This window comes from Paracoccus hibiscisoli, assembly GCF_005048265.1.
Classification (GTDB): Bacteria; Pseudomonadota; Alphaproteobacteria; order Rhodobacterales; family Rhodobacteraceae; genus Paracoccus; species Paracoccus hibiscisoli.
Map to the genome: position 1 here is coordinate 28,510 of NZ_SUNH01000005.1, position 19,318 is coordinate 47,827.

Here is a 19,318-nt window from a genome sequence, read left to right on the forward strand (position 1 = left end):
TTCATGGCCCGGCTGGGGCACGATTTCGCGCGACCCGAGCTGCTGATCCGCGCGCTGACGCATGGCTCGATCGCCAGCGTCACGCGGCCCGACAACCAGCGGCTGGAATTCCTGGGCGACCGCGTCCTGGGCCTGGTCATGGCCGAGGCGCTGTTCAGCGCCGACACCGCCGCCACCGAAGGCCAGCTGGCGCCCCGCTATAACGCGTTGGTGCGCGGAGAGACCTGCGCCGCCGTCGCCCGCGACCTGTCCTTGGGCGAGGTGCTGAAGCTGGGCCGGTCCGAGATGCTGTCGGGCGGCCGCCGCAAGGACGCCCTGCTGGCCGATGCGATGGAGGCCGTGCTGGCCGCCGTCTATCTGGATGCGGGTTTTGATGCCGCGCGCCGGGTCGTGCTGCGCCACTGGGCGCCGCGGCTGGCCCGCGTCGATGCCGACAGCCGCGACGCCAAGACCGCCCTGCAGGAATGGGCCCAGGCCCAAGGCATGCCGCCACCCGTATACGAGCAGACCGACCGCAGCGGTCCCGACCATGCGCCGGTCTTTCTGATCACCGTCCGGCTGGAGGATGGCCGCCACGCGCAGGCCCGCGGCACGGGCACCAAGCGCAGCATTGAACAGGCCGCCGCGCAATCGCTGCTGGATCGGCTGGAAGGACAGACATGACCGACGACATCACCCCCGACCTGCCCCCCGAGCCCGCCTCGCCGCCCGATGACGGCCCGACCCGGGCCGGTTTCGTGGCCCTGATCGGCGAACCCAATGCCGGGAAATCGACGCTGCTGAACCAGATGGTCGGCGCCAAGGTCAGCATCGTAACCCACAAGGTCCAGACCACCCGCGCCCGCATCCGCGGCATCGCCATGCACGGCCCTGCGCAGATCGTGTTCGTGGACACGCCGGGCATCTTTCGCCCGCGCCGCCGCCTGGACCGCAGCATGGTCGCCGCCGCTTGGGGCGGGGCATCGGATGCCGATATCGTGCTGGTCCTGATCGAGGCGCATCGCGGCCTGACCGACGGCACGCAGGCGATCCTGGATCAGCTGACCAACCTGGGCAAGGGCACCCCCGTCGCGCTGATCATCAACAAGATCGACCGCGTCAAGGCCGAGACCCTGCTGGCCCTGTCCCAGCAGCTGAACGAGGCCTATCCCTTTGCCGAGACCTTCATGATCTCTGCCATGCGCGGCCATGGCTGCCAGCAGCTGCGCGGCTGGCTGGCCCGCAGCCTGCCCGAGAGCCCGTGGCTGTACCCCGAGGATCAGATCGCCGACCTGCCCATGCGCATGATCGCCGCCGAGATCACCCGCGAAAAGCTGACCCTGCGCCTGCACGAGGAGATCCCCTATCAGCTGACGGTGGAAACCGAGGCCTGGGAGGAAAAGGACGACGGCAGCGCCCGCGTCGAACAGGTCGTCTATGTCGCCCGCCAGGGCCACAAGGGCATCGTGCTGGGCAAGGGCGGAGAGACGATCAAGGCCGTGGGCCAGGCTGCCCGCGTCGAGCTGGAGGAGTTCATGGGCCGCCGCGTCCACCTGTTCCTGCAGGTCCGCGTCCGCGAGAACTGGGAGAACGAGGCCGAACGCTATGACGAGATCGGCCTGAACTTCCGCGACGGCGATGGCTGATATCCGTCTGGCCGCGTCCCTGTGGGTCGCGGCCTATCTGGCGCGGCTGGCCCAGGCCAGCATCCCCGCCTATGTGCTGGCGCGCGGTGACGACACGGCGGGCGCCATCGCGGTGAAATGCGCGCATCTGGACGGCACCGCCGCGCTGTGGATGCGCGAATGGGACATGGACAGCGACACGCGCCCCTGGGTCGCGGTGCAGACCGGCCCCGAACGCGACATCGACGCCGCCATCGCCCGCCAGCGGTCCCGCGACCGCGATCTGTGGGTGCTGGAGATCGAGGCGCGCGATGGGCGCACCCTGCTGGATCAGGACGGGTTGTTCTGACCTCTGGCGGGGGGTGCCGTTGCAGAATATGCATCTGGCATGAGCATCCCGCAGAGTGATTCGCCCAAGGGCCTCGTCTATGCCATCGCGGCCTATGGGCTGTGGGGGTTTCTGCCCATCTACATGAAGGCGCTGGCCCATCTGCCCGCCGCCGAGATCATCGCCCATCGCATCATCTGGTCGCTGCCCATCGCCGCCGCCGTCCTGTTGTGGCAGGGCCGCGCGGCCGAGGTCGGCCAGGCCCTGCGCCAGCCGCGCCTGCTGGCGATGGGGGCGCTGACGGCGATGCTGATCTCGGTCAACTGGCTGATCTATGTCTGGGCCATCGCCAACGATCAGGCGATGGACGCGGCCTTGGGCTATTACATCAACCCGCTGTTCAGCGTCCTTCTGGGCGCGACCCTGCTGGGCGAACGGCTGTCGCGCGGCCAGTTCGCGGCAATCGCGCTGGCGGCCACGGCCGTCATCATCCTGACCGCGCAGGCGGGCAGCCTGCCGCTGGTCGCGATCGGGCTGACCCTGTCCTGGGGGTTCTATGCCTATTGCAAGAAGAGCCTGCCGCTTGGCCCCAATCAGGGCTTCACGCTGGAGGTGCTGCTGCTGGCGCCGCTGGCCGGCGGGTTCCTGATCTGGCAGGCCGTCCAGGGCCAGTCGCATTTCACCAGCGGGGGCTGGGCGCAGACCCTGCTGCTGCTGGGCTGCGGGCCGGTCACGGCCATTCCGCTGCTGTTCTATGCCAACGGGGCCAAGCTGATCCGCCTGTCCACCATTGGCATCCTGCAATATATTGCGCCGACGATGATCTTCCTGTGCGCGGTGCTGATCTTCGGCGAACCCTTTGACGGGGCGCGGCTGGTGGCCTTTCCGCTGATCTGGGCGGCGCTGGCGATCTATTCGGTGACGCTGCTGCGTCAGGCGGGGCAGCGCCGCCGCGACCGCCGCGATCTGGCCGCGCGGCGCATGCAATAGGCACGGCAAGCGGGGGCGCCGATGGAATGGCAGGCCGACGGCACCGTGATCGCCCGCCGCCCGCATGGCGAGACGGCGGTCATCATCGACGTGCTGACCCTGGAACACGGGCGCCATGCGGGCGTCGTGCCGGGCGGCGCGTCGCAGAAACGCGCCGCGATGCTGCAGCCGGGGGCGCGGCTGTCGCTGCGCTGGCGGGCGCGGCAGGCCGATCAGTTGGGCAGCTTCACGGCGGAACCGGTGCGGATGCGCGCCGGGCTGATGGGCGATCAGACCGCGCTGGCGGGGCTGAACGCGATCTGCGCGCTGCTGGTCTTTGCCCTGCCGGAACGCGATCCGCATCCCCTTCTGGTGGCCCGGACCGAGGCGCTGCTGGACCTGATCGAGGCGGGTGCGGACTGGCCGCAGACCTATCTGGCCTGGGAGATGCTGCTGCTGGACGAGATGGGATACGGGCTTGACCTGTCGGCCTGCGCGGTGACCGGCGCGACCGAGGGGCTGGCCTATGTCAGCCCGCGCACGGGCCGGGCGGTCAGCCGCGAGGGGGCGGGGGACTGGGCCGACCGGCTGCTGCCGCTGCCCGCGATGCTGGGCGGGGCGGGCGACAACCGGGGGCGCGATCTGGCCGAGGGGCTGGCCATCACCGGGCATTTTCTGGAACATCGGCTGGCGCCCGATCTGGTCGGGCGCCCTTTGCCGGCCGCGCGGGGCCGGCTGATGCGGCGGTTGCTAGACCGCTGAGGGCCTTACTGGTTGCCGCGTGCCGCCGACAGGGCGTCGGTCGCGGATTCCGCCGGGCGGCCGCTTTCAAAGATCAGCCAGGTCGGGCCCTTGATGCGCAGGACGCCGCCGTAATACTCCATCTCGGTCGCCTGCTGCAGCGCCTGGAAGAACCGCTGTTCGACGGCCTCGTCAGCGCAGCCGGACACGCCGCTGGTCTGCAGCGGCTCAAAGGCCACGGCGGGCAGGGGCACGGTGTTCCGGGCGGCATAGCCGTTGCAGGGGCCGCGGCCCGACACGCCTTCGGGGCGGGTGGTCAGGGTGATGTTGCGCAGCGGCACGGTGCCGTTGCCGATGCCCACCAGCACGTAATCATTGGCGGGAATGCCGCCCATCGGATCGCCGGCGGGCGTCGTCTCGCACGCGGCCAGGGTCAGCGTGGCGATGGCGGCCAGGGCAAGGGCGGGTCGGATCGTGAAGGACATGGGCAGGCTCCTATGGGCGCAGACAAGCGGGGCTGAGGTGGTCTAGCGCCATTCCGCCGATCGATCCAGCCCGCCCGCGCATCATCCCAGCAGACGACGCGCGATCACCTGGGCCTGGATCTCGGCCGCGCCCTCGAAGATGTTCAGGATGCGGGCGTCGCACAGCACGCGGCTGATCTGGTATTCCAGCGCGAAACCGTTGCCACCGTGGATCTGCAGCGCATTGTCCGCCGCCGACCAGGCGACGCGGGCGCCCAGCAGCTTGGCCATCCCGGCCTCCACGTCGCAGCGGTGACCGTGATCTTTTTCCCACGCGCTGAAATAAGTCAGCTGCCGCGCGATCAGGATTTCGACAGCCATCATCGCCAATTTGTCAGCCACGCGCGGGAACGCGGCCAAAGGCTTGCCGAACTGCTTGCGGTCCAGCGCGTATTGCAGCCCCAGCTCCAGCGCGTTCTGCGCCACCCCGATGGCACGGGCGGCGGTCTGGATGCGCGCGGATTCGAACGTCTCCATCAGCTGCTTGAAGCCGCGGCCCGTCTCTCCGCCCAGAAGGTTCGCGCCATCCACGCGGAACCCGTCAAAGGCCATCTCGTATTCCTTCATGCCGCGATAGCCCAGGACCTCGATCTCGCCGCCGGTCATGCCGGGGGTGGGGAAGGGGTCGGCATCGGTGCCCGGCGTCTTTTCGGCGATGAACATCGACAGGCCGCGATAATCGGTCGTGTCGGGGTCCGTGCGCGCCAGCAGCGTCATGATATGGGTGCGCGCGGCATGGGTGATCCAGGTCTTGTTGCCGGTCACCACCCAATCGTCGCCATCGCGGACGGCGCGGGTGCGCAGCGCGCCCAGATCGCTGCCGGTATTGGGTTCGGTAAAGACCGCCGTGGGCAGCGTCTCTCCGCTGGCCAGCCGGGGGAGCCACTGCGCCTTTTGCGCGTCGGTGCCGCCGCACAGGATCAGCTCGGCCGCGATCTCGCTGCGCGTGCCAAGGGAGCCGACGCCGATATAGCCGCGCGACAGCTCCTCTGACACCACGACCATCGCGGCCTTGGACATGCCCAGGCCGCCGAATTCCTCGGGGATGGTCAGGCCAAAGACGCCTAGTTCGGCCAGCTCCTCAATGATCTCCATCGGGATCAGCTGGTCCTTGAGGTGCCACTCATGGGCGTGGGGGACGACCTTGTCGTCGGTCCAGCGGCGGAACTGGTCGCGGATCATCTCCAGATCCTCGTCCAGGCCCGAGGCGCCGAAGGTCGCGGCGCCCTTGTTCCGCGCGATCAGCGCGGCCAGCTCGGCCCGCGCCTCGGGGGTGTTGCCGGCCATCAGGGCGCGGGCCTCGTCCGACGGCTGCCAGTCGACGTCCAGATCGGACAGGCGGGCGAATTCGGTCTGGCTCATGGGGATGCCGCCCATGATCTGGGTCAGGTACTCGCCCCAGCCGATCTGCGTGATCAGCGCCTCGATGGGGCCGTCCACGCGCGCGGACCAGGCCTGCAGCTGGCGCAACGAGAACACATAGGTCGCAAGCCAGGACAGCGCATGGGCGGCATGCTGATGCTGTTCCAGCAGCGGCGCGTCGATGCGGCCCCCGGCGCTGACGCGGGCGCGCAGGCCGTCGGTCGCGCGGGCCAGCAGGTCGTCCAGCTCGGACAGGACGGTTTCGGACCGGTGCGGCATGTCTTTCATCGATTCGTCCTCTTGCGGCATTGCAGCATGGATAAGGCCTTCGCACCTGCAGCGCAACAAATATGCGCAAGGGGCGTTTCCTGCGACCTAATATGTCGCACTGAAATTCATCCTTTGCGCGGCGAACAAGCGGCCTTTTCCTTTCCCGGCGCGGCGGTTAGCGTGCGGCCATGTTCGGACTGGAGCCCTGGCAATTCGTGGCGGCCTTCGGGATCACCGCCTTCGCGGGCTTCGTGAAGGGGGCCCTGGGCTTTGCCATGCCCATGATCATGATGTCGGCCTTTGGCTCGATCATGCCGGCCGCCGTGGCCCTGCCGGCGATGATCCTGCCGACGCTGTTCACCAACATCCAGCAGGCGGTGCGCGACGGGCGGGAACCGGCCTTGGCCAGCGCCCGCAAGTTCCGCCTGCATATCGTGATGGTCTGCATCTTCATCTGCGTCTCGGCGGGGTTCGCGGTGCTGATCCCGCAATGGATCATGTACGGCCTGTTGGGTGTGCCGATCACGCTGTTCGCGCTGTGGCAGCTGTCGGGTCGCCCGCTGGTCCTGAACCTGCGCCACAGGCGGCGGGCCGAGGGCTGGTCGGGTGTCATCGGCGGGCTTTACGGCGGCATCTCGGGCATCTGGGGGCCGCCGCTGATCGTCTATCTGCTGTCCATCGGCACCGATAAAAAGGAACAGGTCCGCGTCCAGGGCGTGGTCTTTCTGATCGGGGCGGTGGTGCTGTTCGTGGCGCATCTGGTCTCGGGGCTGCTGAATGCGCAGACGCTGCCGCTGTCGGCGTTGCTGTGCATTCCGGCGTTTGCGGGGATGATGGCGGGCTTTGCGCTGCAGGACCGGCTGGACGTCGCGCAGTTCCGCCGCTGGACGCTGATCCTGCTGATCCTGACCGGGTTGAACCTGGTTCGCCGTGCCTTTGAACTCTGGAGCCTGTGATGGATGCCGCCGACCTGACCGCCCGCCTGATCCGCTGCCCCTCGGTCACCCCCGAGGAGGGCGGCGCCCTGGTCCTGCTGCAGGCCCTGCTGGAACAGGCGGGGTTCGAGTGCCACCGCGTCGACCGCAACGGCACGTCGAACCTGTTCGCGCGGTGGGGCGCCAAGGGCGCGCGGGCCATCGGCTTCAACGGGCATACCGATGTGGTTCCGCCGGGCGATCCGGCGTCATGGACGCATCCGCCGTTCTCGGGGCATTGGGACGGTGATGATGTCATCTGGGGGCGCGGCGCGACCGACATGAAATCGGGCGTCGCGGCCTTTGTCTGCGCGGCGATCGACTTTGTCCGCGATACGCCCCCCGACGGCGCGGTGATCCTGACCATCACCGGCGATGAGGAAGGCCCGTCCCGCGACGGCACCATCGCGATCCTGGACTGGATGGCGGCCCAGGGCGAGGTCATGGAGGCCTGCATCGTCGGGGAGCCGTCGAACCCCGAGGTCATGGGCGAGATGATGAAGATCGGCCGCCGCGGATCGGCGACCTATACCATCGCCGCCAAGGGCCGTCAGGGACACGCCGCCTATCCGCACAAGGCGCTGAACCCGCTGCATGCGCTCACCTGCTATCTGGCCGACCTGACCGCCGAACCGCTGGATCAGGGGACGGATCATTTTGACCCCTCGGGCCTGCAGATCACCACGATCGATTGCGGCAACCCGGCGTCCAACGTCATCCCGGAGCGCGCGACGGCGGTGGTCAACATCCGCTTCAACGACCTGCATACCGGCGCGGGGCTGCTGGACCGCCTGCGCGACCGGGCGGCGGCTGTCACCGCCGAGACAGGCGTGGCGCTGGAAATCGAGGCCCAGATCTCGGGCGAGGCCTTCCTGACCGCGCCCGGTCCCTTCGTCGACATGGTCCGCGGCGTGGTCCAGCAAGAGACCAACCGCCAGCCGGTGCTGTCGACCTCGGGCGGCACGTCGGACGCGCGCTTTGTCAAGGATCACTGCCCGGTGGTGGAATTCGGGCTGGTCGGTGCCCACATGCACCAGGTGGACGAACGTGTCCCCGCCCAGCAGGTCCGCCAGCTCAAGGTGATCTATCAACGTATCCTGGAAAGGTTCTTTGCATGACGATCGAGGAGACGACCGACCTGGCCGCCTGCCACGCGCTGCGCCGCACGGTCTTCATCGAGGAACAGGCGGTCCCCGAGGCCGACGAGATGGATGACCAGGACGCCCATGCCATCCACCTGCTGGCCCGTGACGACGGCCGCCCGGTGGCCACCGCCCGCCTGCTGATCAAGGACGACATCGGCAAGATCGGCCGCGTCTGCGTGCTGGCCAGCCATCGCGGCACGGGCCTTGGCGCGACCCTGATGCGGGCCGCGCTGGACGCGCTGGCCGCGCGCGGCGTGCGTCAGGCGCGGCTTGGATCGCAGACCCATGCGATGGGTTTCTATGAAAAGCTGGGCTTTGTCGCCGAGGGGCCGGTCTATGACGACGCCGGCATCCCGCATCGCGACATGGCCCTGAACCTGAAGTGACCCGATGACCCAGATTCCCAGCAAGGCCCAGATCCTCGAATGGGTGTCCGACAACCCGGACGCCAATTCCAAGCGCGACATCGCCAAGGCCTTCGGCATCAAGGGCGCCGCCCGCATCGAGCTGAAGCGCCTGCTCAAGGAGCTGGAATCCGAGGGCCATCTGGAACGCCGCCGCCGCCACTATCTGGACGCCGAGGCGCTGCCTCCGGTCACCGTGTTGGAGCTGCTGGCCCCCGACGGCTCGGGCGACCTGTTCGCGCGGCCGCTGGAATGGTCGGGGACGGGGCCGATGCCGCGCATCCTCTATGCCCCCCTCAAGGCCGATCCGGCGCTGGCGCGGGGCGACCGCTTCCTGGGCCGCCTGATCCCGGTCGTGGGCGAGGATCACCAGTATCAGGCCCGCCTGATCCGCCGCATCACGGCGCAGGCGAACCGCATCACCGGCATCTTCCGCAAGGACAGCGAGGGCGGCCGCATCCTGCCCATCGACAAGGGCCAGGACAAGGAATGGCGCGTCCGCGCCGACGCGACGCTGGACGCCCAGAACGGAGAACTGGTCCAGGCTGAACAGATCGGCCCCCGCCACCGCATGGGCCTGCCGCAGGCCCGCGTGATCGAACGGCTTGGCGACCCCTCGGCCCCGCGCGCGGTCAGCCTGATCGCGATCCACCAGCACGGCATCCCCGACGAATTCCCCCAAAAGGCCATCGACGAGGCCGAGGCCGCGACGCCCGCGCCCCTCAAGGGCCGCGATGATCTGCGCCCGCTGCCGTTGGTGACCATCGACCCCTCGGATGCGCGCGACCACGACGACGCCGTCGCGGCCTTTGTCGAGGAGGATGGCGGCGCGACTATCTGGGTTGCCATCGCCGATGTCGCCTATTACGTCCGCCCCGGTTCCGCGCTGGACCGCGAGGCCTGGAATCGCGGCAACTCGACCTATTTCCCCGATCGCGTGGTGCCGATGCTGCCCGAGGCGCTGTCGGCGGACCTGTGTTCGCTGCACGAGGGCGTGGACCGCGCCGTCATCGCCGTCGAGATGCGCCTGGATGCGCAGGGCAACAAGACCGGCCACCGCTTTCATCGCGGCGTGATGAACAGCCGCGCCAGCCTGGCCTATGAACAGGCCCAGGCCGGGGCGGACGGGCACCCCGACGCCCAGACCGAGCCGCTGATGGATGAGGTCATCCGCCCCCTCTGGCACGCCTACGGCCTGCTGAAATCCGCGCGCGACCGCCGCCAGCCGCTGGAGCTGGACCTGCCCGAACGCCGGATCGAGCTGACCCCCGAGGGCCGCGTCAAGGCCGTGGCCTTCCGCGAACGCCTGGACGCGCATCGCCTGATCGAGGAGTTCATGGTCCTGGCCAACGTGGCCGCCGCCGAGGAACTGATCCGCCGCAAGCGCCCCCTGCTGTTCCGCGTCCACGAGGAACCCAGCCTGGACAAGATGGACGCGCTGCGCGAGGTGGCCCAGGCCTCGGGCTTCACGCTGGCCAAGGGGCAGGTGCTGCATACCAGCCACCTCAACCGCCTGCTTGCCCAGGCCGAAGGCAGCGATTTCGACGAGCTGATCAACCTCAGCACGCTGCGGTCCATGACCCAGGCCTATTACCATCCGGAAAACTACGGCCATTTCGGCCTGTCGCTGAAAAGCTACGCGCATTTCACCTCGCCCATCCGCCGCTATGCGGATCTGGTCGTGCACCGCGCCCTGATCAGCGCGCATGGCTGGGGCAAGGACGGCCTGACCGATGACGCGCTGGAGCGTCTGCCCGAAACCGCGATCCATATCAGCGAAACCGAACGGCGCTCCATGGCCGCCGAACGCGACACGACCGACCGCTATCTGGCGGCCTTCCTGGCCGACCGCGTCGGCACCGAGATGTCGGGCCGCATCAGCGGCGTGCAGAAATTCGGCGCCTTCGTCAAGCTGGACGAGACCGGCGCCGACGGCCTGCTGCCCATCCGCGCCATCGGCCAGGAGTACTTCCACTTCGACCCCGACGCCCGCACCCTGGTCGGCAGCGACACCGGGCTGGAGATCGGCATCGGCCAACGCGTGCTGGTCCGCCTGGCCGAGGCGCTGCCCCTGACAGGCGGCCTGACCCTGGACTTGCTGGAACTGGAGGGCGCGACACTGCCGCGCGGCCCCGCCAAACCCCGCCGCGGCGGCCCCGGCCGCATGGCGGTCAAGTCCCGCCTGGCCGAGATCAAGCGCGCCACCAAACGCCGCCGCAAGAAATAACCTTTCTTCTTCAGGCAAATATCCCGGGGGGTGTGGGGGGCTGGCCCCCCTCGGCGCCGTCAGATGACATACAGGATGCCGCCCACGACTGCGCCCACGACGACCAGGTGGATCACGCAGAACCCCATGATGTCGCGCGCCTTAAGCCCGGCAATGCCCAGCATCGGCAGCGCCCAGAACGGCTGCAGCAGGTTCGTCCAGGCATCGCCCCAGGCAACCCCCATCACCACCTTGGCCACATCCGCGCCAAGCGCCTCGGCCGCGGGCAGCATGACCGGCGCCTGCACCGCCCATTGCCCGCCACCCGACGGCACAAAGATGTTCACGATCCCCGCCGCGATAAAGCTCCAGAAGGGCAGCGTCTCGGCGGTCGAGATCGACACGAACCACTCCGACAGGCTGGCCGCCAGCCCGCTCTGGACCATGATCGCCATGATCCCGGCATAGAACGGGAACTGGATCACGATGCCCGCGCCCCCGCGCACCGCCTCATCCAGCGCGACCAGCAGGCTGCGCGGCGTGCCGTGGCAGACGATGCCCAGGAACAGGAACAGGAAGTTCACCACGTTCAGGTTCAGCGCGCCGCCGCCCAGGAAATGCAGCATCAGCCAGGCCAGACCCGGAATGCCGATCAGATACATCAGCAGGGGGCTGGTCTCCAACCATTCGGCGGGGGTGGGGGTGGCGGCACGGGGCGCGGGTTCGGGGTCGCGCAGCTTGTCCGGATCGATCAGCACCTGCTCATGCTCCAGCGGCAGCATCAGGCGGTTGACCAGCGGCACCGCGATCACCACCGCCAGGACGATCAGCAGGTTCCAGCCCGCAAATATCGTGCCCGAGGTCGCGATGACCCCGATCTGGTCCTCGGTGAAATGCCCCGGCGTGGCCACGGTCAGCGGGATCGACCCCGACAGCCCGCCATGCCAGATCACGAAACCCGAATAGGCCGCCGCCACCAGCAGCCGATAATCGACACGCACCAGCCGCGCGACCTCGCGCGCAAAGATCGCGCCGACCACCAGGCCAAAGCCCCAGTTGATCCAGCTGGCCGCCAGCGACACCACGCTGACCAGCACGATCGCCCCGCCCCGGCTGCTGGCCAGCCCCGCCAGCCGCCGCAGCACCCGCCGCACCGGCGGCGACGAGGCCAGGATGAACCCGGTCACCAGCACCAGCAGCATCTGCATGGCAAAGGACAGCAGCTCCCAGAACCCGTTGCCCCACATCCGCACCAGATCGACGGGGTCGGTGCCCTGGGTCAGCATTGCCGCCGCCGCCGCCAGCAGCGTCAGCACGATGACAAAGATGAAGGCGTCGGGCAGCCACCGTTCCATCAGCCGCGTCGCGGGCCTGGCCAGAAATCTCAGCATCGGGTTCCTCCTCCATGTGCGGCGCTCAGGCTGCGACAGCGGGGGGGAAATCGCAACCGCGGGTCAGCTCTCGCGGAAGGCGCGATTGAAATAATCGGTCAGCGGCTTCATCAGATAGGCCATCGGGCTGCGGTCGCCGGTCTGGATATAGACCTCGACCGGCATGCCGGGCACCAGCGCCAGCCCGCCCAGCTTGTCCAGCTGATCGGGCGGGATCGACACCTCGGCCCGGTAATATGGCGTGCGCGTCGCCTCATCCATCAGCGCATCCGCCGAGATGCGGTCCAGCCGCCCGTCGATCTCGGGCGTATTGCGCGACGAGAATGCCGAAAAGCGCAGCACGACCGGCTGGCCCAGCTGGATCTCGTCGATGTTGATCGTGGCGACGCGCGCACCGATCACCAGCGGCCGGTCCTGCGGGATGATGTACAGCAGCGGATCGGCGGGCCGGATCACCGATCGCGGCGTGGTCACCTGCATGTTGTAGACGATGCCCGATACCGGCGCGCGGATCTCCAGCCGGTCCAGCTGTTCGGTCAGGCTGCGGCGGCGTTCGGCCAGCTCCAGCTGGCGATAGCCCAGGTCGCGCAGCTGCGTCTCGGCCTCCTCGCGGCGTTCGGCGGCCAGGCGCAGGCGCTGGATCTCCAGTTCAGTCTGGCGGATCGCGGCCGAGGCGCGGGCCGCCTGCAGCGATCCCAGCTCTCCGTCCATGCGCGCCGCCTCGCGCTCCAGCGCAAGGACGCGGCTGGCCTGCGCCAGCCCCCGCGCCAGCAGGGTCTGCTGATCGGTCAGCTCACGACCGATCAGGTCGCGCTGGCGGGCCAAGGCTGCGATCTGCGCATCGATGCCGTCCACCTCGGAATCGATCTGATCCGACTGCTGGGCCAACTGGTCCAGCGACTGGCGCAGCGTGTCCAGCCGCGTCAGGAACAGGCTGGACTGCCCCTCGATCAGCTCTGCCAGCGCGGGGTCGCGGGTGGCGGCGGTCAGCAGTTCGTCGGCAAATCCGATCTGTGGCGCGTCCGCGCGTTCGGCCTCCAGACGGCCGCGGCGGGCCAGAATCTCGAAATACTGGCCCTCGACGATGGTGTGCTCGGTGCGCAGCAGGGTGCCGTCCAGCGACAGCAGCAGCTCTCCCGCGGCGACCTGCGCGCCCTCGGAGACGGCGATCTGCTGGACCACGCCGCCATCGGGATGCTGCACGATCTGGCGGTTGCTCTCGACCTCGACCTGGCCGCTGGCGACCACCGCGCCGGAAATGCGCGTCGTCGTCGCCCACAGCGCAAACCCCCCGACCAGCACCACCACGCCGATGATGCCCGCGATGATCGGGCCGCGCACGGGCCAGCGGCCGTCGCCGGATGGGGGCCGGGTCATGCGACACCCCCGGCCTGGCCCGCGCTTTGCGCCTGCCGGATCTGCGCTGAATTCTGCACCATCTGTTCCAGTACTTGGTCGCGCGGCCCAAAGGCCCGGCGCATGCCGCCCTCCAGCACCAGCAATGTGTCGCATTCGCTGATCGCGGCGGGGCGGTGGGCCATGATGATGACCGCGCCCCCCTGCGCCTTGAGCCGCCGGATCGCCTGGTTCAGCGCCTCCGACCCCTGGTTGTCCAGATTCGAGTTCGGCTCGTCCAGGACCAGCAGCACCGGGTCGGGATACAAGGCCCGCGCCAGCCCGATCCGCTGGACCTGGCCGCCCGACAGGCGCCCGGCCGTCTGGCTGATGCGCGTATCATAGCCCTGCGGCAGGTCCAGGATCATCTGATGCGCCGCCGCCGCGCGCGCGGCCTGCACCACGCGGTCCGGATCGGGGCTGGTCGACAGGCGCGCGATGTTTTCGGCGATCGTGCCGTCGAACAGGGTGACCTGCTGGGGCAGATAGCCGATCAGAGCGCCCAGCACGTCCGGGTGATACTGATCCAGCGTCGCCCCGCCAAGCCGGATCGAGCCCCCGCCCACCGGCCAGGCCCCGATCAGCGCGCGCGCCAGCGTGGATTTGCCCGCCCCCGACGGGCCGATGACGCCCAGGGCGGTGCCCGGCGCGACGCCGAAGCTGACCGCGCGCAGCGTCGCCTGCCCCTCTCCGGGCGGGGCGACGGTCAGGTTGCGCACCTCCAGCCGGGCCTCGGGACGGGGCAGGGCGGTGCGCGGCGCATCGGCGGGCTGGCGCGACAAAAGGCCCGCCAGCCGCGCCCAGCCATCCTGGGCGGCCTGCACGGCGGGCCAGCCGCCGACCAGCTGATCGACCGGCGCCAGCGCGCGGCCCATGACGATCGAACTGGCGATCATCGCGCCGGGCGTCAGCTCCTGTCGCAGAACCAGCCAGGCGCCCGCGGCCAGCATCGCGCTTTGCAGGAACAGCCGGAAGGTGCGCGAAAAGACGGTAAAGCCTGCGGTCACGTCAGCGGCGCGGACGGTGTTGTCCTGCGCCTCGGACCGCGCCAGGCGCCACCGCGCGAAGGTCGCCCCCCGCATGCCCAGGGCGCCGATCACCTCGCCCTCGTCGCGATAGAGGTCGGACATGCGCTGCGCCTGGCCCCCGGCCTGCACGGACCCCTGCAGGGGCGCCCGCGTCAGCACGCGGTTGAGAATGGTCGTCGCCACCAAAATCACACCGCCCACGGTTGCGACAATCCCCAGCACCGGGTGGAACACGAAGATCGCCGCCAGAAACAGCGGCGCCCAGGGCAGGTCAAAGAAGGCCAGCATCACCGGCGACCCGATCAGCCGCTGGACCGAATCAAGGTCGCGCATTCCTCCGGCGGTGGCTTGGGCCTCGTCCCCGCGCAGCGCACCTTCGCGCAGGGCAGCGTCAAAGACCCGTCCCTCCATCTGGTCCTGGAACCGGGCGGCAACCCGGCCCATCACCCGGCCGCGGATCACGTCAATGACCCCCATCAGCAAAAAGAGAAAGACGACCAGCACGAATAATGCCGTCAGCGTCTCGACGCTCCGAGACGCGAGAACCCGATCATAGACCTGCAGCATGAACAAAGGGCCGGTCAGCATCAGAAGGTTGACCACCGCAGAAAAGATACCGACTGCCAGAAACAGTCGCCACCCCGTCGCCCGTGCTTGGCGCAGTTCCCTTGCACCACCGACGAACTGGGCGCCCATTGCCATGCGTCTTATCCTTTGATGCGGCCCGCAAGCCTGGGGTTGTCTCACTGTTGCCGCGACCATATCACCACACGAGGCTGATGCCAGCCTGCCGCGATCCTCGCAGAGAAAGGTTAGGACTTCCTTGACCGTCAGCCACCGCCGCCCGATTCTGTCCGTCCTGCTGGCCTGCGCGCTGCTGGCCGCCTGCAGCCCGGCCCCCGCGCCCCAAACCGCCACCCCCCAGGGCATCGACATCAACGACCCGTTCGAGGCGCAGAACCGCCGCGTCCACGCCTTCAACAAGGGGCTGGATGCGCGCGTGATCGCCCCGGTCGCTAACCGCCTTCGGGGCAGCGGCGAACGGGCGCCGCGCGACCCGGATGCGCCCATCGGCCCGCTGCAGATGGTGATCAATGCCGGGCGCAACCTGTCGCTGCCGGTGAAATCGGTGAACGGGCTGCTGCAGGGGCGGCCGCGCGATGCGGGCGCGAACCTGACGCGCTTCGCGGTCAACAGCACGGTGGGTCTGGGCGGCATCTTCGACCCGGCGACCGACAGCTTTGGCCTGTCCGAACGCGATACCGACTTCGGAGAGACTTTGGCGGTTTGGGGCGTCCCCGAGGGCGCCTATCTGGAACTGCCGGTCCTGGGCCCCTCGACACAGCGCGACGCGGTGGGGCAGGTGGTCGATCTGCTGATCGATCCGCTGTATCATCTGCTGGACGGGCGCGAGGCGGGGGCGGTCTTCGGGCTGCGGGTGGCGTCAAAAGCCGGTGATCGGGCCCGGTTCGGCGATACCGTGGATGGCATTCTGCGGGGCAGTGCGGATAGCTATGCGCAGACACGGCTGATCTGGCTGATGAACCGACGCCACGACCTGGGAGAATCCGGTGACGACTATGACCCCTATGACGATGCGCAGGTCCTGGACCCCTATGAGAACTGACCGGCGCGGCTTTCTGGGCCTGATCGCCTGCGTGGGCGTGGCCGCGGTGCTGCCCTGGCGCCCGGCCCATGCGCTGGACGCCAATGGCGCGCATGCCCTGATCGACCGGTCCCTGGAGGAGGTGTATCAGGTCATCAACTCGGGCCAGCCCGCCGCCCAGATGTATCAGCAGTTCGAGGCGATCTTTGCCCGCTATGCCGATGTGGACGTGATCGCGCGCTCGGCCCTGGGGCCTGCGGCGCGTCAGGCCGATGCGGCGGAATTCGCGGCCTATCGGCAGGCGTTCCAGGGCTATGTCGGGCGCAAATACGGGGCGCGCTTCCGCGAGTTCATCGGCTCGCGCATCGAGGTGACGGGCGCACGGCCGCTGAAAAGCTTTTTCGCGGTGACCTCGGTCGCGCATCTGAACGGGCGCGCGCCGATGGAGGTGGAGTGGCATGTCTCGAACCGCTCGGGGCAGGATCTGTATTTCAACATCATCATCGAAGGCGTGAACATGCTGGCCAGCGAACGCGCCGAGATCGGCGCCATGCTGGCCCGCGAACGCGGCAGCCTGCCCGCCCTGACCGCCGCCCTGCAGCAGGCGGGCTGAGCGGGAACCGGACGCGCCCGCCGCCGGTATGGCGACAGGTGCGCGGCACGGGTCACGGCCTGCAAGGCGTTCCGGGCCAGCGAAGAGAATGGATCATCGACTGCCGCGCAACGAAAAAGCCCCGCCACGAGCGCTCGTGGCGGGGCTTTTCCTTCCGACGCTGAGGGGCGGTCAGTTCCCGCCCAGGATTCCCTGCAGCGCGCGGGACAGCGCATCCTCGGAATCGGCGCCGACGCTGCTGCCCGGCGTGACTGGCGGGCCGCCCGCCCCATCGCCGGGGCCACCGATGACGCGGCCGCTGCTCTGCGCCTCGACGCTGTTCATCACCCCGGCAAGCGCCGCCGCCAACGGGTCGTCGGCTGATCCGCTGGTCACCACCTGCGGCGTCGATCCCCCCGAGGACATGATGATCCCGCTGCCATCCGGCGACACGGTCGACAGCGGCAGTTCGGGCAGACCGTCATGGATCTCGGACATCACGGCCTGCCAGATCTCGGCGGGCAGGCCGCCTCCGGTCACGCCGGACAGCGGCGTGTTGTCGTCATAGCCCATCCAGACACCGGTCACATATTGCTCGGTAAAGCCCACGAACCAGGCGTCGCGATAGCTGCTGGTGGTGCCGGTCTTGCCCGCGACCGGGCGCGAGCCCAGCTGCGCCCGCGTGCCGGTCCCCGAACTGATCACCTGCTGCATCATGTAGATCAGCTGGCCCGCCGCACGCTGGCTGATGACGCGTTCGCCGAAACCGCCGGTCTGGCCCATCAGCGGGCGGTCGTCGCCCTGCATCGTGACCTCGACCACGCCATAGGGCGCGACCGAGGTGCCGCCGTTGCGGATGCCCGCATAGGCGCCGGTCAGCTCCAGCAGCGTGGCCTCGGACGCGCCCAGGCCCAGGGACGGGCTGGTGGTCAGGTTGCTGACGATGCCGAAATCACGCGCGACGCGGATCACCTGGTCGCGGCCCACGACCTCCTGCAGGCGGATGGTCGAGGTGTTCAGCGACTGCGCCAGCGACTGCGTCAGCGTGACCATGCCGCGATAGTTGCGGGTATAGTTCTGGGGCGACCAGTTGCGCCCGCCGGGAATGCGGATCGTCAGCGGCCCGTCCTCGACCCGGTCGCCCGGCGAATAGCCCGCCTCCAGCGCCGCGCCATAGACGAAGGGCTTGAAGCTGGAGCCGGTCTGCCGCTTGGCCTGGGTCGCGCGGTTGAAGACGCCGTTCACCCGCGTGTCGCGACCGCCGATCATGGCGCGCACCGCGCCGTCGGCGGACATCACCACCACCGCCGCCTCGGAGGCGGAACCATCGCGGACCTTTTCGTCGAACACCCGCTGCAATGCGCGTTCGGCGGCGCGCTGAATGCGCTGGTCAAAGGTCGTGGTGATGGTCACGTCCTCGGTCGTCTCGCTGGTCAGGAAACCGGGGCCCGATTCCATCAGCCAATCCGCGAAATAGCCGCCCGCCCGCGCCGTCGCGGCCTGCGACAGCGTGGCGGGGTTCGCGCGGGCCTGGGCCAGTTCCTGATCGGTCAGATAGCCTTCCTCATGCATCAGGCCCAGCACGACGCTGGCGCGGGTCTGCGCCCGCTCCAGGCTGGCGGTGGGCGCGAATCGGCTTGGCGCGGGCAGCAGGCCTGCCAGCATGGCGGCCTCGGGGGTGCTGACCTGGCTGGCCGGCTTGTTGAAATAGACCTGGGATGCGGCCTCGAAACCCCGCGCGCCGCCGCCCAGATAGGAGCGGTTCATGTAGATGCTGAGGATCTCGTCCTTGGAATACTTGGCCTCCATGGCAAAGGCGAAGGGGATCTCCTTGATCTTGCGCCACACCCCGCCCGAGCGGCATTCGGCCTCGAACTCGGCCTCGTTGGCGAATTGGGTCGGATCAAAGGTGTCGCCCAGACACAAAAGCTTGGCGACCTGCTGCGTGATGGTCGAGCCGCCATTCCCCTCCAGCGGGCCGCGGCCCGCGGCCAGGTTGATGCGGATGGCGCTGGCGATGCCGCGCGGACTGACGCCCAGGTGGCGATAGAACCGCCGGTCCTCGGCCGAGATCACCGCCTCGCGCAGGACCGGCGCGATCTGGCTGCTGTCCACCGCGCCATAGGTCTCTCCGCGCCAGGCAAAGACGCGCCCGTCGCGGTCCAGCATGGTGACGCTGCCGCGCGCGCGGCCGTCGAACAGATCCTCGGCCTCGGGCAGGCCGACATAGAAATAGGCGCTGGCCGCACCGATGATCAGCGCGACCACCATGCCAAGCCGCCAGACCGATCCCCAGACGATTCGCCAGATCAGCGTGACGAAACCCGCGATCCAGCCCAGGATGCCGCCGCGCCGCGGTCTGCGATGCCGCTTGACCTTGCGTGTGGCGCGCGGGGTCGGCTCGGGGGCCTTGCGCTTGTCGGCAATGGGGCTCTTGCCCGAGCGGGGCGGGGTGCCGGAGGGTCGTTTCATGCGTCGGATGCCTGCGTGACTGCGATGCCGGTTGGTCCGGCCCGATTGACGGGCAGCCTACAGCAAGATGGCCGCAAGGGGAATTGGGCTGACCAATCCGTGATGGGCGCAGAGCGATGCGGCGCTGATCCGCCATCGGGCAGGGTGCCCAACGAAGGGGCATCCTGCCCGATGCCCGCACAGGCGCTGCGCAAACCGCGGGCGGTGCCGCCCATTTCCGCCTGTTCCGCGGGCAGTTCAGGATTCCGGCACCCTGTCGGGGCGGCGCACCTTTGCCGACAGGGCGGAATTGCAGATGAAAGGGGCG

At 68.9% G+C, this 19,318-nt stretch carries 17 protein-coding genes; 11 read left to right on the forward strand and 6 right to left on the reverse strand.

Annotation, left to right across the window (positions count from 1 at the left end; all coding sequences use genetic code 11):
* Window positions 1–3: 3 nt before the first annotated feature.
* Genes rnc through recO form a run of 5 tightly spaced genes read left to right on the forward strand, consistent with a single transcriptional unit; the run spans window position 4 to window position 3,663 of the window.
* A complete protein-coding gene (rnc, locus tag FA740_RS02985; protein WP_409781423.1) occupies window positions 4–663 on the forward strand; it encodes a ribonuclease III in 660 nt (219 codons plus the stop codon).
* Window positions 660–1,625, forward strand: coding sequence for a GTPase Era (era, locus tag FA740_RS02990; protein ID WP_136855300.1), 966 nt, complete (start codon window positions 660–662; stop codon window positions 1,623–1,625). Before rnc ends, era begins: the two co-directional genes overlap by 4 nt.
* Window positions 1,618–1,953: a DUF1491 family protein gene (locus FA740_RS02995; protein WP_136855301.1), complete on the forward strand. Its 336-nt coding sequence runs from the start codon at window positions 1,618–1,620 to the stop codon at window positions 1,951–1,953. The genes era and FA740_RS02995 overlap by 8 nt, the downstream gene beginning before the upstream one ends.
* A gap of 39 nt (window positions 1,954–1,992) precedes the next feature.
* Window positions 1,993–2,922: an EamA family transporter RarD gene (gene rarD, locus FA740_RS03000; RefSeq protein WP_136855302.1), complete on the forward strand. Its 930-nt coding sequence runs from the start codon at window positions 1,993–1,995 to the stop codon at window positions 2,920–2,922.
* A 21-nt stretch (window positions 2,923–2,943) separates the two neighbouring features.
* A complete protein-coding gene (gene recO, locus FA740_RS03005) occupies window positions 2,944–3,663 on the forward strand; it encodes a DNA repair protein RecO (protein ID WP_136855303.1) in 720 nt (239 codons plus the stop codon).
* Window positions 3,664–3,668: 5 nt separating this feature from the next.
* Here the strand turns inward: recO and FA740_RS03010 are convergent, their stop codons facing one another.
* Together FA740_RS03010 and FA740_RS03015 are read right to left on the reverse strand one after the other, a co-directional pair.
* A complete protein-coding gene (locus FA740_RS03010) occupies window positions 3,669–4,127 on the reverse strand; it encodes an META domain-containing protein (protein WP_136855304.1) in 459 nt (152 codons plus the stop codon).
* Window positions 4,128–4,208: 81 nt separating this feature from the next.
* Window positions 4,209–5,816 carry an acyl-CoA dehydrogenase family protein gene (locus tag FA740_RS03015; protein WP_420873126.1) on the reverse strand — a complete coding sequence of 536 codons (1,608 nt, stop codon included), beginning with the start codon at window positions 5,814–5,816 and terminating at the stop codon, window positions 4,209–4,211.
* Between the two features lie 170 nt (window positions 5,817–5,986).
* Here FA740_RS03015 and FA740_RS03020 point away from each other — a divergent pair, with 170 nt between their 5' ends.
* From FA740_RS03020 to rnr, 4 genes are read left to right on the forward strand one after another with little or no spacing between them, the layout of a single operon-like run.
* A complete protein-coding gene (locus FA740_RS03020; RefSeq protein WP_136855306.1) occupies window positions 5,987–6,754 on the forward strand; it encodes a sulfite exporter TauE/SafE family protein in 768 nt (255 codons plus the stop codon).
* Window positions 6,754–7,890, forward strand: a complete 1,137-nt coding sequence (gene dapE / locus FA740_RS03025) for a succinyl-diaminopimelate desuccinylase (RefSeq protein WP_136855307.1) — start codon at window positions 6,754–6,756, stop codon at window positions 7,888–7,890. The genes FA740_RS03020 and dapE overlap by 1 nt, the downstream gene beginning before the upstream one ends.
* Window positions 7,887–8,303, forward strand: a complete 417-nt coding sequence (locus FA740_RS03030; RefSeq protein WP_136855308.1) for a GNAT family N-acetyltransferase — start codon at window positions 7,887–7,889, stop codon at window positions 8,301–8,303. The genes dapE and FA740_RS03030 overlap by 4 nt, the downstream gene beginning before the upstream one ends.
* A 4-nt stretch (window positions 8,304–8,307) precedes the next feature.
* A complete protein-coding gene (gene rnr, locus FA740_RS03035) occupies window positions 8,308–10,548 on the forward strand; it encodes a ribonuclease R (protein ID WP_136855309.1) in 2,241 nt (746 codons plus the stop codon).
* A 59-nt stretch (window positions 10,549–10,607) separates the two neighbouring features.
* Here the strand turns inward: rnr and FA740_RS03040 are convergent, their stop codons facing one another.
* The 3 genes from FA740_RS03040 to FA740_RS03050 all read right to left on the reverse strand — a co-directional run bounded on the left by FA740_RS03040 (window position 10,608) and on the right by FA740_RS03050 (window position 15,043).
* Window positions 10,608–11,918 carry a short-chain fatty acid transporter gene (locus tag FA740_RS03040; protein ID WP_136855310.1) on the reverse strand — a complete coding sequence of 437 codons (1,311 nt, stop codon included), beginning with the start codon at window positions 11,916–11,918 and terminating at the stop codon, window positions 10,608–10,610.
* Between the two features lie 63 nt (window positions 11,919–11,981).
* Window positions 11,982–13,295, reverse strand: a complete 1,314-nt coding sequence (locus FA740_RS03045; protein WP_136855311.1) for an HlyD family type I secretion periplasmic adaptor subunit — start codon at window positions 13,293–13,295, stop codon at window positions 11,982–11,984.
* The gene (locus FA740_RS03050) at window positions 13,292–15,043 is read right to left on the reverse strand and encodes a type I secretion system permease/ATPase (protein ID WP_136855312.1); all 1,752 of its coding nucleotides are present in this window, start codon (window positions 15,041–15,043) and stop codon (window positions 13,292–13,294) included. Before FA740_RS03050 ends, FA740_RS03045 begins: the two co-directional genes overlap by 4 nt.
* A 121-nt stretch (window positions 15,044–15,164) precedes the next feature.
* On the opposite strand from FA740_RS03050, the gene FA740_RS03055 reads away from it, so the two are divergent.
* Both FA740_RS03055 and FA740_RS03060 read left to right on the forward strand, forming a co-directional pair.
* On the forward strand, window positions 15,165–15,968 hold the full coding sequence (locus FA740_RS03055; protein ID WP_246053439.1) for an MlaA family lipoprotein: 804 nt from the start codon (window positions 15,165–15,167) through the stop codon (window positions 15,966–15,968).
* Window positions 15,958–16,560: an MlaC/ttg2D family ABC transporter substrate-binding protein gene (locus FA740_RS03060; protein WP_136855313.1), complete on the forward strand. Its 603-nt coding sequence runs from the start codon at window positions 15,958–15,960 to the stop codon at window positions 16,558–16,560. The genes FA740_RS03055 and FA740_RS03060 overlap by 11 nt, the downstream gene beginning before the upstream one ends.
* Window positions 16,561–16,731: 171 nt before the next feature.
* Here FA740_RS03060 and FA740_RS03065 read toward each other — a convergent pair whose 3' ends face one another.
* Window positions 16,732–19,011 (reverse strand): transglycosylase domain-containing protein, encoded by a 2,280-nt coding sequence (locus FA740_RS03065; RefSeq protein WP_136855314.1) that lies wholly within the window; start codon window positions 19,009–19,011, stop codon window positions 16,732–16,734.
* Window positions 19,012–19,318 lie beyond the last annotated feature (307 nt).